The sequence below is a fragment of the Paenibacillus sp. MMO-58 genome (assembly GCF_037146255.1).
Lineage (GTDB): Bacteria > Bacillota > Bacilli > Paenibacillales > Paenibacillaceae > Pristimantibacillus.
The window spans coordinates 738,673-752,896 of the sequence record NZ_JBBCVY010000001.1; the positions used below are offsets into that span (position 1 = coordinate 738,673).

The following is a 14,224-nucleotide window of genomic DNA, read 5'->3' on the forward strand; positions in this document are numbered from 1 at the left end:
TGCTGCGGCAGCCTCGCCTGACTAAAAAGGGGCTGGAGAGAGATGAAAGGCGCATTTAAATGGATCTTGCTTGGAGGCGTGCTTGTATTTATCGTGTTGTACGGCATCGAAATGTCTTCGACAGGCATTGAGCGTATATACGGGCCGATCGAGAAAAACAATTCTTCGTCGGTTATTTCGGAGGACGACCGATATAATCTGGCTGCCTCCGATGAAGAAACAACAACCGTGAAGAGCAGCGGATTATCCACGGAAGCAGACCGGAAAATCGCCGAGCTCCAGAAGGAATTGAAGGAAGTGCGGAAAATCGCGGAGCAAAACGCGCGTCATGAACGGCTTCCCGGTATATCTTCGGACTCCGGAGAACCAACGGTGAATAAGGTAGCGGACGGAACAGCCGGCCTTTTGCAGTCCGTCTCCAATAGCGGAATTCGCTTTATTGCTTCATTATTCGGTTCGGTTACCGGATAGGCGGCCGTGCATCTTGCCGTTACTGCATTGCTGGTATACCATATAGCTGATATAATGGAAAGAATGATTAGCTATATTGGATTGTGTGGGGGTTAGGCATGACAGACGTTCGTGACCGGCAAAAGAAAATTAGGAATTTCTCGATTATTGCACATATTGACCACGGGAAGTCGACGCTCGCTGACCGTATTCTTGAGTTTACCGGAGCGTTATCTTCGCGTGAAATGCAGGAGCAGGTTCTTGACCAGATGGATTTGGAGCGGGAACGCGGCATTACCATTAAGCTGCAGGCTGTTCGCCTCACTTATAAGGCTGACGACGGCGAAGAATATTTACTTAACCTGATCGATACGCCTGGGCATGTCGATTTCACGTATGAAGTATCCCGCAGTATGGCGGCATGCGAAGGAGCTTTGCTGGTTGTCGATGCGGCACAAGGCATTGAAGCGCAGACGCTGGCCAACGTATATCTGGCACTCGACAACAACCTGGAGATTCTCCCGGTTATTAATAAAATCGACCTGCCAAGCGCAGAGCCTGAGCGCGTAAAGCAAGAGATCGAGGATGTTATCGGTCTGGATGCAAGCGACGCGGTTCTGGCTTCGGCAAAAGCAGGGATCGGCATTAAAGAAATTTTGGAGCAAGTGGTACAGAAGGTGCCGGCTCCAACCGGTAATCCGGATGAACCGCTTAAAGCGCTTATTTTCGACTCGCACTACGACCCGTACAAAGGCGTTATCGTGTATGTGCGCGTTATCGACGGCAGCATTCAGGCCGGCAAGAAGATTCGCTTTATGGCGACCGGCGCCGAGTTTGAAGTTATCGAGGTTGGCGCATTTAAGCCCCGGATGGGTATTGTGGACGAGCTTGCCGTTGGTGACGTAGGTTTTGTTGTTGCCGGCATCAAGAACGTAAAAGATACGCGTGTCGGCGATACGGTAACGGAAGCGAAGCGTCCGGCTCCGGAGGCTTTGCCTGGTTACCGCAAAATCAACCCGATGGTTTATTGCGGCCTGTATCCAATCGAGACGCAGGACTATAACGATCTGCGCGAAGCACTCGAGAAGCTTGAGCTTAACGATGCGTCGCTTCGTTACGAGCCGGAAACCTCGACGGCGTTGGGCTTTGGCTTCCGATGCGGCTTCCTTGGCCTCCTGCACATGGAGATTATCCAGGAGCGTATTGAACGCGAGTTCAATATTCCGCTTATTACAACAGCGCCAAGCGTTATCTACCGCGTTACGCTGACGAACGGAACGGTCATGGAGATTGATAATCCGTCCAACTATCCGGAAGCGGGCAAGCTGGAATTTGTAGAGGAGCCTTACGTAAAGGCTTCGGTCATCGTGCCTAACGACTATGTAGGCGCCATCATGGAGCTGTGCCAAGGCAAACGCGGCGAGTTCGTGAACATGGAGTACCTGGATACGAACCGTGTTACTCTTACGTACGAAATTCCGCTCTCGGAGATTGTATACGACTTCTTCGACCAGCTGAAATCGAGCACCAAAGGCTACGCTTCGTTTGATTACGAGCTGTCGGGCTACCGCAGATCCAATCTGGTGAAGATGGATATTATGCTGAACAACGAGCAGGTCGACGCTTTGTCCGTTATCGTTCACCGCGATCGTGCTTACCAGCGCGGACGCGTAATCTGCCAGAAGATGAAAGAGCTGATCCCGCGCCAAATGTTCGAGGTGCCGGTACAGGCTTCGATCGGGACGAAGGTTATTGCGCGCGAGACCGTTAAAGCAATGCGCAAAAACGTTCTTGCCAAATGTTACGGCGGCGACATCAGCCGTAAACGGAAGCTTCTCGACAAGCAGAAGGAAGGCAAGAAGCGGATGAAGCAGGTCGGCAGCGTAGAGGTGCCTCAAGAGGCCTTCATGGCGGTGCTGAAAATCGACGAGGACTAAGAGCGGGCTGCTTCTTAGCCTGTCGTAGAAATATTGCACAAAGTGAGCGGACGGCATAGGGGACAGGGTATCTCGTTACAGCCGCTGTTGCTGATTTTTTTCCTGAATTATGTTTAATCGGAAGAAAAAAATGCAGCAAAGGCGGGCGCTTCGCTCCTCCACGAGATACCCTTTACCCCATGCAGCACACTTGACAATAATCTAGACAGGACTAAGGAGCTTGCCTCCTTGGTCCTGTCGATTTTTTATTAGGGGAAATAGTGATCGCTTACGAATTGCTAAGCGATTCTTTTAGGAGGAAATTACAATGATTAATTACGCGCCAAAGGCGCTTTACATTCATATCCCGTTCTGCACGAACAAGTGTCATTATTGCGATTTTACTTCGTATGTATTAAAGGGACAGCCTGTCGACGAATATCTCGACGCTTTGGAGAGGGAGATGGCGCTCACGGTTGCTCAAATACCGCCGGAGAGAATCGATACGGTATTTGTAGGAGGAGGTACTCCTACGGTATTGACGCCGCCTCAGATGGAACGTTTTCTCGATTCGGTGAAAAAGTATTTTCCGCTTGCTGACGATGTGGAATTTACGATGGAAGCAAACCCGGGCACGACCGACCCCGAAAAGCTTGCTGCTATGTTTGCCGGCGGAGTGAATCGGATCAGCTTTGGCGTACAATCGTTTGATAACGGGCTGCTGGAGCGTATTGGGCGCATTCATAATGTAGACGATGTATACCGCAGTCTGGAAAATGCCCGTGCCGCAGGCTTTACGAATCTGTCGATTGACTTGATGTTCGGACTGCCGAAGCAGACGGTTGAGATGCTGGAGGACAGCGTTAATAAGGCATTGGCGCTTGATCTGCCGCATTATTCGCTTTACAGCCTGAAGGTGGAGGAAAATACGCTGTTCCACAAGCTGTATCAACGCGATGAGCTGCCTCTTCCTCCGGAAGACGAAGAGTTTAATATGTATACCTTGCTTATGGACCGGCTGAAGCATGCGGGTTATGTTCATTACGAGATCAGCAACTTTGCCAAGCCGGGGCATGAAAGCAGACATAATTCGACTTATTGGCGCAACGAGCCTTATTACGGGCTTGGAGCCGGAGCTCATGGTTATGCCCGCGGCCTCCGCCATGTGAATGTGAAAGGCGTACAGCCTTTTATCGACTATACAAAAACAAAGCTTCCGCGTCTTGAAGAAAACGTTGTTCCGGAGTACGAAGCAATGGAGGACTTCATGATGGTAGGACTGCGACTGCTCAAGGGCGTGCGAGTATCCGATTATGCCGCTCAATTCGAGGGGCAGAAGCTGGAGGATAAGTTTGGCCCAATCATTGAGAAGCTTCTTAAAGACGGACTGCTCGAGAAGGTCCTTGAGGAAGGCGATACCGTATACAAATTGACCGATAAAGGCGTTCTTTTCGGCAACGATGTATTCGGTTCGTTTATCGGTTTAGAGGAAGAAGCCGCTGGCTAAAATTCGGAAAAATAGTTCTTGAGAAAACATGCGACATGCTGTATATTTATTCAATAGAATTTATATGCACCGGGTGGAGGCGAAGCAGCATGGAGGCAACGGAACAGGTAACGGTAGTTTGCAGAAAAGCAGCACCGGAAGATGTGGAAACTTTGTACGAACTCATTAAAGGCTATGCGGAACAGGGAATCATGCTGCCCCGCACCCGGGAAACGTTATTGCGTCAGATTGATACGTTTGTCGTTGCGGAGATCGGGGATAAGGTTGTCGGCTGCGGCTCCTTGCTGCGGCTTGGGCAGGATCTTGTAGAGATTCGCTCCCTCGGCATGTCTCAGGAATACAGAGGTCTTAAAATCGGCAACAAGCTGGTCGATTTTCTGGTCCAGCAAGCCAGAGAGCAACAGATTCCCAAAATCATGGCGCTTACGTACGCCGTAAATTTCTTTTTGCGTAACGGATTTACCGTTGTGGAGAAAGAGATTTTTCCGGAAAAGGTTTGGAAAGACTGCGTGAACTGTCCGAAGCAGCATGCGTGCGACGAGATCGCCGTACTCAAAACGTTAAATTAAAATGTGTAGGGTCAGGCTTAATGCCTGGCCTTTTTATTTTTTATCGAAGGACATAGGCCTGAAAAAAGGCAACCGACTTGACAATGCTTAAGGTGGTTTGGTATTTTTGTATTAATGATTAGCACTCGGGTCTAATGAGTGCTAACGAGAAGATCCGATAAACGTTTTGGAGGGATGCGAATGTTGACTGAACGGCAACGAATGATACTGAATGCAATTGTAGACGACTATATCCGTTCGGCTGAGCCTGTTGGTTCCAGGAGCATATCGAAGCGCGGCGATGTCGCCTTTAGTCCTGCAACGATCCGTAACGAAATGGCCGACCTGGAGGAGCTTGGTTTCCTCGAGCAGCCGCATACATCGGCGGGACGTATTCCATCAACCAAAGGTTATCGTTATTACGTTGATCATCTCGTGAAGCTGAATGAAATAAATGAAACCGATTTGAAGCAGGCTCATTCCTTTTTCTCCGAGAAAATGATTCAGATGGAGCAGGTTATCCAGCATGCCGCGATGATTTTGTCCAACCTAACGAATTACACCTCGATTTTGCTTGGGCCAGAGATGTTCAGCAACTCGCTGAAGCATTTCAACCTGGTGCCCCTGGACGAGTCGACGGCGGTTGCGATTATCGTAACCAATACCGGCCATGTGGAAAACCGGACCATTACGGTTCCCCCGGGCATCCGCATGGATGAGATGGAGAAGATCGTCAACATCCTGAACGCCAAGCTGGTTGGCATTCCGCTCGTGCGGCTGAAGTCGAAGCTGTACGCCGAGGTAGGGCAGGAGCTTGAGCGTTACGTTGACCATTGCGAGGAAGTGCTGGGCATCCTGGACAGCGCGCTCTCTAACGATACGGAGCAGCGTGTGTTCCTCAGCGGAACCACGAATATGCTTACGCAGCCGGAATTCAAAGACGTCGACAAGGTGAAAACGATTCTGGATTTGCTGGACGAAACGCCTACCGTGATGAAAATGATTTCCGCCGCTCCGTCGGGTATACAAGTTCGGATTGGAACAGAAAATGACCATGAGGCAATCGCGAATTGCAGCTTGATTACGGCTACGTATCAGATAGACGGCCAGTCGCTTGGCACCATTGGCATTCTTGGACCGACACGCATGGAATACGGGAAAGTCATTACGCTTCTTGACGTGATTTCGAAGGATATGGCCCATATATTGGGCCGCTTCTATAAATAGGCTGCTGATGCTATTTGGGCGGGTGCTGTGGGCTTGTGCGCGTACGAGCGGGGTATTGCCTTCCGTCGCTGTTGAAAACGGGAATGTGGATTAGATTCCTGCGGAATATTCCCGTTTTCAAAGGCGAGCGCTCACGCTCTTCAGGCAATACCCCGCTCTCCCGCGCCCGGCGCGCAGCACCGCAGCGAAAGAGCAAAGGCAACATATTTTACGCGCTTGTGGCGCGTACTCAACTGGCACTGAAACCGCCAGTTGAATTGCTTCGCAATTCTTTAAGCTTATGCTTACGAAGCAAGAATTGCCCAAAAGCATGGCAATTCTTTTAAGGAGGTGAATATGGTGAGTAACGACCAACATAACGAAACAATTGACGAAGTTATAGAAGAACAACAAACAGAGCAGCAGGAAGAGAGCGGAGCGCAAGAAGATCCGCGCATCGAAGAACTGACAAAGCTGGCTGAAGAGAATCAACAACGATACTTACGCGCACAAGCGGATTTCGATAACTTCCGCCGTCGTACGCAAAAGGAAAAGGAAGATCTTGCGCAATACGCTTCGATGAAGCTGATCGGGCAGCTGCTTCCGGTTGTCGATAACTTCGAGCGCGCTGTTGCTGCGGCTTCCTCGAATCAGGATTTTGAAGCTCTTGCCAAAGGCGTCGACATGATCTTCCGTCAGCTGGAACAAACGTTGCAGCAAGAAGGCTTGAAAGCAATGGATGCTGTTGGCGAGCCGTTTAATCCCGAATTCCACCAAGCGATTATGACAGTGGAGTCGGATGAGCATGAAGAAGGCATCATCGTAGAAGAAGTTCAGAAGGGCTATATCCTGAAGGAGCGCGTTCTGCGCCCCGCAATGGTTAAAGTTAGCGGCTAATCCCCTTTCCGGTAACCGGAATTTAAATAAGAAATAAAAATGATATTTAGGAGGAACTTGCGATGAGTAAAGTTATCGGTATTGACCTTGGTACTACAAACTCTTGTGTTGCTGTAATGGAAGGCGGCGAAGCTGTCGTTATCCCGAATCCGGAAGGCAACCGTACAACGCCATCCGTTGTAGGCTTCAAAAAGGACGGCGAGCGTATCGTCGGCGAGACTGCGAAACGCCAAGCCATCACGAATCCTGACCGTACGGTAATGTCGATCAAACGTCATATGGGTACAAACCATAAAGAAGTTATTGACGGCAAAGAATATACGGCTCAAGAAATCTCGGCTATTATTTTGCAAAAACTGAAATCCGATGCGGAAGCGTATCTGGGCCAATCCGTTACGCAAGCGGTTATTACCGTTCCGGCTTACTTCAACGACAGCCAGCGCCAAGCTACGAAAGACGCGGGCAAAATCGCAGGACTTGAAGTTCTTCGTATCGTAAATGAGCCAACAGCCGCAGCGCTGGCTTACGGTCTTGAGAAAACAGAAGACCAAACAATCCTCGTCTATGACCTTGGCGGCGGTACATTCGACGTCTCGATCCTTGAACTGGGCGACGGCTTCTTCGAAGTTAAAGCAACCAGCGGCGACAACAAGCTTGGCGGCGATGACTTTGACCAAGTTATCATCGACTACCTCGTAGCTGAATTCAAGAAAGAGCAAGGCGTTGACCTGTCCAAAGACAAAGCGGCTGTTCAACGTTTGAAAGACGCTGCCGAAAAAGCGAAAAAAGATCTGTCCGGCGTAATGTCGACGACGATCTCGCTTCCGTTTATCACAATGGCTGACGGCGTTCCACAGCACTTGGAGCTTAACCTGACTCGCGCGAAATTCGAAGAATTGTCCGCTCATTTGGTTGAACGTTCCCTCGCTCCTACGCGTCAAGCTCTGAGTGATTCCGGTCTCTCCGTGAATCAAATCGATAAAGTTGTTCTTGTCGGCGGTTCGACTCGTATCCCTGCCGTTCAAGAAGCCGTTAAGAAGCTGATCGGCAAAGAGCCGCACAAAGGCGTTAACCCGGATGAAGTCGTTGCCCTCGGCGCAGCGGTTCAAGCCGGCGTATTGACTGGAGACGTTAAAGACGTGGTATTGCTTGACGTAACTCCGCTGTCCCTTGGTATCGAGACTGCAGGCGGCGTCTTCACGAAGATGATTGACCGCAATACAACGATTCCTACAAGCAAATCCCAAGTGTTCTCCACTTACGCGGATAACCAACCGGGAGTTGAAATTCACGTTCTGCAAGGCGAGCGTCAAATGGCTGCCGGCAACAAAACGCTTGGCCGCTTCACGCTGAACGATATTCCTCTCGCACCGCGCGGCGTGCCGCAAATCGAAGTTACTTTCGACATCGATGCGAACGGTATCGTTAACGTATCCGCTCTTGATAAAGGCACAGGCAAAAGCCAAAAAATTACGATCACTTCCTCGGGCGGTCTAAGCGAGGCAGAAATCGAGCAAATGATGAAGGATGCCGAGCTGAACGCGGAAGAAGACCGCAAACGCCGCGAGCTTGTTGAAGCGAAAAACAGCGCAGACCAACTCGTTTACTCGGTTGACAAAACATTGAAGGATCTGGGCGATAAAGTAGATGCTTCCGAGATCGAGAAAGCTAACGCAGCGAAAGAGAAAGTAACAAGCGCGGTAGCAACGGACGATCTGGAGCAAATTACGAAAGCTACGGAAGAGCTGACTGAGATCGTGCAACAGCTGTCCGTGAAGCTGTATGAGCAAGCTCAAGCTGCTCAAGGCGGCCCGGAAGCAGGCGCTGAAGCAGCCGATGCAGGCGCTCGCGGCAAAGACAATGTTGTTGACGCTGACTATGAAGTAGTTGACGAAAACAAGAAATAAGACTTAACTTGTAATGGGAGAGGTCAAAGACAGGGTCTTCCTGTCTTTGGCCTCCTTGTGCGAATAGGCTGTATTGCAGCAAACATGGGTGGAGGTGAGATGAGTTGGCAGATAAACGCGATTATTACGAGGTGCTTGGCGTAGGCAAGAGCGCTTCCGGAGACGAGATCAAGAAGGCGTACCGGCAGCTGGCGCGCAAGTACCATCCTGACGTCAATAAAGAAGCAGACGCGGAAACGAAGTTCAAAGAAGTGAAGGAAGCTTACGATGTCCTGAGCGATGACGGACAACGCGCAAGATACGACCAATATGGTCACGTCGATCCGAATCAAGGCATGGGCGGAGCTGGCGGATTCTCCGGAAATGGTGATTTTGGCGGTTTTGGCGATATCTTTGACATGTTCTTTGGCGGTGGCGGCGGACGCCGCGACCCGAATGCGCCGCAGCGCGGCAACGACCTTCAATATTCGATGACCATCGAATTCAAGGAAGCTGTATTTGGCAAAGAGACGGAAATTACGATTCCTCGCACGGAATCTTGCGATACTTGCGCCGGCTCCGGCGCGAAGCCGGGAACCAAACCGGAAACCTGTACGGTGTGTCATGGCTCCGGTCAGCAGGAGGTTGTCCAGAATACGCCGTTTGGCCGTATGGTCAATCGCCGGGCATGTTCGAATTGCGGCGGCTCGGGCAAAGTAATCAAAGAGAAATGCGGAACTTGCCACGGCGCAGGCAGAGTGAAAAAACAGCGTAAAATTAATGTACGAATTCCTGCGGGCGTGGATGACGGCGCTCAAATTCGTCTCTCCGGCGAAGGGGAGGGCGGACTCCGCGGAGGCCCGGCAGGCGATCTGTATATCGTGATCCGCGTGAAGGCGCATGAATTCTTCGAGCGCGAGAATGACGATATCTACTGCGAAGTGCCATTGACCTTCGTTCAGGCGGCGCTAGGCGATGAGATCGAGATCCCTACGCTTACCGAGAAGGTGAAGCTGAAAATTCCTGCGGGCACGCAGACGGGTACCTATTTCCGGCTTAAAGGCAAAGGGGTTCCAAAGCTTCGCGGCTACGGCCAAGGCGACCAGCACGTCAAAGTGACGATTGTCACCCCGACGAAATTGTCGGATGAGCAGAAGGACCTGCTCCGCCAGTTTGGCGGAATCGGCGGCGAGTCCCCGGCAGAGACCCAAGAGCATCACGAATCGATTTTCGAAAAAATGAAGAAAGCGTTCCGCGGCGAGTAGCCCGGAACGTCTTTTTTTGCGGTTACGAATAGTTCGGCTTTCCTTGCAACAAGCTATTTAAGTAATGGACCTACCTACTTACTTGAAGGAGCTGGATAACAATGACGAGCGGGAACAAAGACTATATGGAGAAAGTGAACTTCGGGGATTTGCCGGTTGGCAAAAACGAGGATGTCGAGTTCTCCCAAGAGCTTGCCGACGAAGCGGACAAACAAGCGGCACAACGCGCAGCTGCAGCGGATGCGCGGGCCCAGAACGAGCAGGGCGAGTAATGTCCCAGCAAGTTGAGATCCGGGCAAACTTCGGCGAGCCGTCCGCAGCCCAGGAGGCGCTCCGCAAGCTGCAGGCACTCAGAGCCTTTGAAGTGAACGGTTTGTTAGAGAACGGTCTGCTTACCGCTACGGTGGATGAAGAGATTGTCGAACGGGCCATTCATATGATTGAACAGATCGGCGGCAGTCCGGAGACCGGAACGATCGGCTGATTCTTAAGAGCGGCAAACTTGTGTTTGCCGCTTTTTTGTGCATCAATGATGAATAGTGTACAATAGATGGTAGTTTTCTCAATGGAGGGTTATAGTACATATGAAATGGCATGAAATTACGATCTCGACAACGGAACAGGCAATCGAGATGATCTCTAACTTTTTGCATGAAATGGACGCAGGCGGCGTATCCATTGAAGAATCGGGTACTTTGAACAAGGAGCGGGACACTTCTCTTGGACAATGGTACGAGAAGCCGCTGAACGATATTCCGGAAGGTCAAGCGGTTATCAAAGGCTACTTTACGGAAAGCGTGGACATGAACGAGCTCAAGCTGCAGATTGTGCCGCGGATTGAGCAGTTGAAGGAATTCGGCATTGACCCGGGTACCTACGAAATCTCGTTTAAGCTTGTTGACGAAGAAGACTGGGCTACAGCCTGGAAGCAGTACTTCAAGCCTATAAAAGTGTCGGAAAGGCTGACGATCAAGCCGACATGGGAAGAATACGAGCAGGCTGCCGGCGAGAGCATCATTGAACTCGATCCCGGCATGGCTTTTGGCACGGGTACGCATCCAACCACCGCGCTATGCCTTCAAACGTTGGAATCGGTAATTAAAGGCGACGAAGAAGTAATCGACGTGGGTACGGGCTCCGGTATTCTGGCTATCGGCGCGATGAAGCTTGGCGCACGCCGCGTGTTGGCGCTGGATCTTGATCCGGTAGCCGTATCAAGCGCGACGGAGAACGTAAGGCTTAACGGACTGCAGAACGATGTCGAAGTGCTGGAAAGCGATTTGCTGGGCGTGCTTGGCGGCAAGGTTGTTCATGCGGTCAATGAGCGGGATGCGCTGGCAACATCGGTATCGCTTCCGGTAGATCTGGTCGTAGCGAACATTCTGGCGGAAATTATTCTGCTCTTTATCGATGATGTGTTCGCAGCGCTTAAGCCTGACGGTATTTACATTGCATCGGGTATTTACATGAACAAAGAAGCCGACGTGGAGGAAGGACTGATCCGCTCGGGCTTTGAAATCGTAGATAAGCGCCGCGATCAGGATTGGATTGCATTCGTGGCGAGAAAGCCGCAGGTGAATGAATGAGCTGGGATGATTTCTTAGCGTATCCAATCGAGGACCTGCCGTTTATTGCGCTGGTCCTGATCATATCGTTTACGGTGCATGAGTTCGCCCATGCCTATAGCGCTTATAAGTTTGGCGATAACACGCCTAAAGAGATGGGAAGAGTAACTCTCAACCCGCGCGTGCATATCGATCTGCTTGGCGCCATCCTTATTCTGATCGCAGGCTTCGGTTGGGCGAGGCCTGTTCAGATCAACCCAAGCCGGTTCAAGAATCCGCGCGTCATGGGAGTTATCGTATCGGCCCTTGGTCCTATCAGCAATTTGCTTCTTGGCGTCTTAGGCGTTCTTATTGTGTTAATACTGGAGAAGACCGGTCTGATGTATGCAGGTTCAAACGGCGTTAACTTGGCGCTTCAGCATTTTTTCTTTTATTTCATGTATCTGAACTTCCTTTTGTTTATCTTTAACCTGATTCCGCTGCCGCCACTCGACGGTTACCGGATTATTCAGGATCTGGTGCCGCTGAAGGCACGGATTAAGATGGATCAAAACGTACAGTGGGGTATGTACATTTTCCTCCTGCTCGTGTTTCTTCCACCGCTTCGCCGGGTTACGCTAGATCCGATTCTCGGCTGGTGGGAGCCGCTTTACAATTTCTTTTTCAATTTATTCCAACCGCTGTTTTAAGCCGCATTTCATAGATTTTTAAGGCGGAAACATGCTATTATGAAGGATGGTTAGACTGACGCAATGCAGCGATATTTTGTGGCAGCGGAGCAGTTTGACGGCTCTAGCGTGCGTTTAATAGGAGAAGATGCCTTCCACGCCGTCCGCGTGATGCGGATGAAGCCGGAAGAAAAGTTTATCGCTAGCGACGGCATTTCCCGCGTCGTGCTTGCTTCGGTACGCGAGGCAACCTCTTCGGAGGTAGTAGCGGATATTGTGGATGAGCTGCCGATGGGCAGCGAGTCCAGCTGGTCGGTAACCATCGCGCAAAGCCTGCCGAAGGGCGATAAGATGGAGTTGGTCATCCAGAAAGGGACCGAGATTGGCGCTTATGCTTTTGCGCCTTTTCAATCCGAGCGGATGATCGTTCAATATGACGGCAAGAAGGAAGCGAAGCGTATGGAGCGCTGGAGCAAGATTGCCAAGGAAGCAGCGGAGCAGTCGCACCGCTGCCGTGTTCCGGCTATCGAGCCCGTGCGCAGCTGGCGCGAGCTGAAGGAAGTTATTCCGGCTTTTGATTTAGCGTTATTTTGTTATGAACGGGAAGGCGATGCAGCAGCGGGAACGGGCATCCGGGATGCCGTGATAAGCTGGAGGAAGGCTGGCCATACGCCAGCCGAGCCGAAGGTGCTGCTCATCGTTGGTCCCGAAGGCGGCTTTACGGAACGGGAAGCAGATGAGGCAGAGGCGGCTGGAGCCGTTATCGTAGGCCTTGGCCGGAGGATCTTGCGGACGGAAACCGCGGGGATCGTCGGTCTTACCTGCTTGCTGTACGAAGCCGGAGAAATGGGAGGAGCGTAACGATTTTATGCCATCGGTTGCATTTTACACCTTGGGATGCAAAGTTAACTTTTACGACACGGAAGCGATTTGGCAGCTGTTCAAAAACGAAGGATACGAGCAGGTTGATTTCGAATCGACGGCTGACGTTTATCTGATCAATACATGTACGGTTACCAATACGGGCGACAAGAAGAGCCGCCAGATTATCCGCCGCGCGGTGCGCCGTAATCCGGATGCGGTTATAGCGGTTACGGGCTGTTATGCCCAGACATCCCCAGCGGAAATTATGGCGATTCCGGGGGTTGACCTCGTTATCGGAACGCAGGACCGCGAGAAAATCATGACGTTTGTGAACCAGATTCACGATGACCGCCAGCCGGTTAACGCGGTTCGCAACATTATGAAGACCCGTGAGTTCGAGGAGCTCGACGTACCGGATTTCAACGAGCGCACGCGCGCTTTCCTGAAAATCCAGGAAGGCTGCAACAACTTCTGCACCTTCTGCATTATTCCGTGGTCGCGCGGTCTTTCGCGCAGCCGCGATCCGAAGAGCGTGCTCGAGCAAGCGAAGCAGCTTGTAGCTTCCGGCTACAAGGAAATCGTCCTTACCGGTATTCATACGGGCGGTTACGGCGACGATATGGAGAACTACCGTCTCGTTGACCTGCTGTGGGATCTGGATAAGATCGACGGACTGGAGCGGATCCGGATCAGCTCGATTGAAGCCAGCCAGATTGACGATGCGATGATCGACGTGCTTAACCGTTCGACCAAAATGTGCCGTCATCTGCATATTCCGCTTCAAGCCGGCGATACCTCGGTGCTCAAGCGGATGCGCCGCAAATATACGACGGACGAGTTCGCTGCCAAGCTGAAACGGATCCGCGAAGCTATGCCTGGCGTGGCGATTACGACTGACGTTATCGTTGGCTTCCCTGGCGAAACGGAAGAAATGTTCGAGAACGGCTACAAGTTTATGGAAGAGGTTGGCTTCTCGGAAATGCACGTCTTCCCTTATTCGAAGCGAACAGGCACGCCGGCTGCCCGCATGGACGAGCAAGTGGACGAAGAAGTGAAGAACGAACGCGTTCATAAGCTGATCGATCTGTCCGAGAAAATGCAGCTTGCTTATGCCGAGCAGCATGTAGGTGCCGTACTGGATGTAATTCCGGAGCGTGACTACAAAGGCGCTCCCGGTACGGGGCTTGTGATGGGGTACTCGGATAACTATATTCAGATTGTGTTTGAAGGAACCGAAGCGCTTGTCGGCAAGCTTTGCCGCGTAAAAATTACTGAAGCAGGCGTCAATGAATGCCGCGCTCAGCTTGTCCGCGTACTGGACGATGTACCGGCAGAAGCGATGAGAGCTTAGAGATAGTAATAACGCACGAGGATTTCACGCTCATTTCTGTCGTATCGGAATAAGTGGGGAATCCTCGTTGTTGCATGCAAATGTCAAGCAGGCAAGGGGGG

General features: G+C 51.3%; 14 protein-coding genes. All 14 read left to right on the plus strand.

What is annotated here, in order from left to right:
• The first annotated feature begins 42 nt into the window (after positions 1-42).
• Entirely contained in the window at positions 43-471 is a 429-nt protein-coding gene (locus WFJ73_RS03280) for a hypothetical protein (protein ID WP_336771693.1), read from the plus strand.
• 98 nt (positions 472-569) lie between these two features.
• On the plus strand, positions 570-2,387 hold the full coding sequence (lepA, locus tag WFJ73_RS03285; RefSeq protein WP_015843803.1) for a translation elongation factor 4: 1,818 nt from the start codon (positions 570-572) through the stop codon (positions 2,385-2,387).
• Between the two features lie 307 nt (positions 2,388-2,694).
• Entirely contained in the window at positions 2,695-3,873 is a 1,179-nt protein-coding gene (gene hemW, locus WFJ73_RS03290; RefSeq protein ID WP_336771694.1) for a radical SAM family heme chaperone HemW, read from the plus strand.
• Positions 3,874-3,962: 89 nt separating this feature from the next.
• The gene (locus tag WFJ73_RS03295; RefSeq protein ID WP_336771695.1) at positions 3,963-4,442 is read left to right on the plus strand and encodes an N-acetyltransferase; all 480 of its coding nucleotides are present in this window, start codon (positions 3,963-3,965) and stop codon (positions 4,440-4,442) included.
• A 180-nt stretch (positions 4,443-4,622) separates the two neighbouring features.
• Positions 4,623-5,648 (plus strand): heat-inducible transcriptional repressor HrcA, encoded by a 1,026-nt coding sequence (gene hrcA / locus WFJ73_RS03300; protein WP_336771696.1) that lies wholly within the window; start codon positions 4,623-4,625, stop codon positions 5,646-5,648.
• Between the two features lie 336 nt (positions 5,649-5,984).
• The gene (grpE, locus tag WFJ73_RS03305; RefSeq protein WP_336771697.1) at positions 5,985-6,524 is read left to right on the plus strand and encodes a nucleotide exchange factor GrpE; all 540 of its coding nucleotides are present in this window, start codon (positions 5,985-5,987) and stop codon (positions 6,522-6,524) included.
• A gap of 62 nt (positions 6,525-6,586) precedes the next feature.
• Positions 6,587-8,431: a molecular chaperone DnaK gene (gene dnaK, locus WFJ73_RS03310; RefSeq protein WP_336771698.1), complete on the plus strand. Its 1,845-nt coding sequence runs from the start codon at positions 6,587-6,589 to the stop codon at positions 8,429-8,431.
• Between the two features lie 104 nt (positions 8,432-8,535).
• Positions 8,536-9,675: a molecular chaperone DnaJ gene (gene dnaJ / locus WFJ73_RS03315; protein WP_336771699.1), complete on the plus strand. Its 1,140-nt coding sequence runs from the start codon at positions 8,536-8,538 to the stop codon at positions 9,673-9,675.
• A gap of 101 nt (positions 9,676-9,776) precedes the next feature.
• The gene (locus WFJ73_RS03320) at positions 9,777-9,947 is read left to right on the plus strand and encodes a YfhD family protein (protein ID WP_336771700.1); all 171 of its coding nucleotides are present in this window, start codon (positions 9,777-9,779) and stop codon (positions 9,945-9,947) included.
• Positions 9,947-10,159 (plus strand): hypothetical protein, encoded by a 213-nt coding sequence (locus WFJ73_RS03325; RefSeq protein WP_336771701.1) that lies wholly within the window; start codon positions 9,947-9,949, stop codon positions 10,157-10,159. Before WFJ73_RS03320 ends, WFJ73_RS03325 begins: the two co-directional genes overlap by 1 nt.
• A gap of 100 nt (positions 10,160-10,259) precedes the next feature.
• Complete coding sequence (prmA, locus tag WFJ73_RS03330; RefSeq protein ID WP_336771702.1) at positions 10,260-11,261, plus strand: 50S ribosomal protein L11 methyltransferase; 1,002 nt, start codon at positions 10,260-10,262, stop codon at positions 11,259-11,261.
• Positions 11,258-11,929, plus strand: a complete 672-nt coding sequence (locus WFJ73_RS03335) for a site-2 protease family protein (protein ID WP_336771703.1) — start codon at positions 11,258-11,260, stop codon at positions 11,927-11,929. Before prmA ends, WFJ73_RS03335 begins: the two co-directional genes overlap by 4 nt.
• A gap of 63 nt (positions 11,930-11,992) precedes the next feature.
• Positions 11,993-12,769 carry an RsmE family RNA methyltransferase gene (locus WFJ73_RS03340; RefSeq protein WP_336771704.1) on the plus strand — a complete coding sequence of 259 codons (777 nt, stop codon included), beginning with the start codon at positions 11,993-11,995 and terminating at the stop codon, positions 12,767-12,769.
• Between the two features lie 7 nt (positions 12,770-12,776).
• Positions 12,777-14,123 carry a tRNA (N(6)-L-threonylcarbamoyladenosine(37)-C(2))-methylthiotransferase MtaB gene (mtaB, locus tag WFJ73_RS03345; protein ID WP_336771705.1) on the plus strand — a complete coding sequence of 449 codons (1,347 nt, stop codon included), beginning with the start codon at positions 12,777-12,779 and terminating at the stop codon, positions 14,121-14,123.
• The last annotated feature ends 101 nt before the right edge of the window (positions 14,124-14,224 follow it).

What these genes read in the sequence shown, in the direction of transcription:
- mtaB (WP_336771705.1), top strand. Translation starts at nt 12,777, where the DNA reads ATGCCATCGGTTGCATTTTACACCTTGGGATGCAAAGTTAACTTTTAC.
- WFJ73_RS03340 (WP_336771704.1), top strand. Translation starts at nt 11,993, where the DNA reads ATGCAGCGATATTTTGTGGCAGCGGAGCAGTTTGACGGCTCTAGCGTG.
- WFJ73_RS03335 (WP_336771703.1), top strand. Translation starts at nt 11,258, where the DNA reads ATGAGCTGGGATGATTTCTTAGCGTATCCAATCGAGGACCTGCCGTTT.
- dnaK (WP_336771698.1), top strand. Translation starts at nt 6,587, where the DNA reads ATGAGTAAAGTTATCGGTATTGACCTTGGTACTACAAACTCTTGTGTT.
- lepA (WP_015843803.1), top strand. Translation starts at nt 570, where the DNA reads ATGACAGACGTTCGTGACCGGCAAAAGAAAATTAGGAATTTCTCGATT.
- WFJ73_RS03325 (WP_336771701.1), top strand. Translation starts at nt 9,947, where the DNA reads ATGTCCCAGCAAGTTGAGATCCGGGCAAACTTCGGCGAGCCGTCCGCA.
- hrcA (WP_336771696.1), top strand. Translation starts at nt 4,623, where the DNA reads ATGTTGACTGAACGGCAACGAATGATACTGAATGCAATTGTAGACGAC.
- WFJ73_RS03295 (WP_336771695.1), top strand. Translation starts at nt 3,963, where the DNA reads ATGGAGGCAACGGAACAGGTAACGGTAGTTTGCAGAAAAGCAGCACCG.
- WFJ73_RS03320 (WP_336771700.1), top strand. Translation starts at nt 9,777, where the DNA reads ATGACGAGCGGGAACAAAGACTATATGGAGAAAGTGAACTTCGGGGAT.
- hemW (WP_336771694.1), top strand. Translation starts at nt 2,695, where the DNA reads ATGATTAATTACGCGCCAAAGGCGCTTTACATTCATATCCCGTTCTGC.
- grpE (WP_336771697.1), top strand. Translation starts at nt 5,985, where the DNA reads ATGGTGAGTAACGACCAACATAACGAAACAATTGACGAAGTTATAGAA.
- prmA (WP_336771702.1), top strand. Translation starts at nt 10,260, where the DNA reads ATGAAATGGCATGAAATTACGATCTCGACAACGGAACAGGCAATCGAG.
- WFJ73_RS03280 (WP_336771693.1), top strand. Translation starts at nt 43, where the DNA reads ATGAAAGGCGCATTTAAATGGATCTTGCTTGGAGGCGTGCTTGTATTT.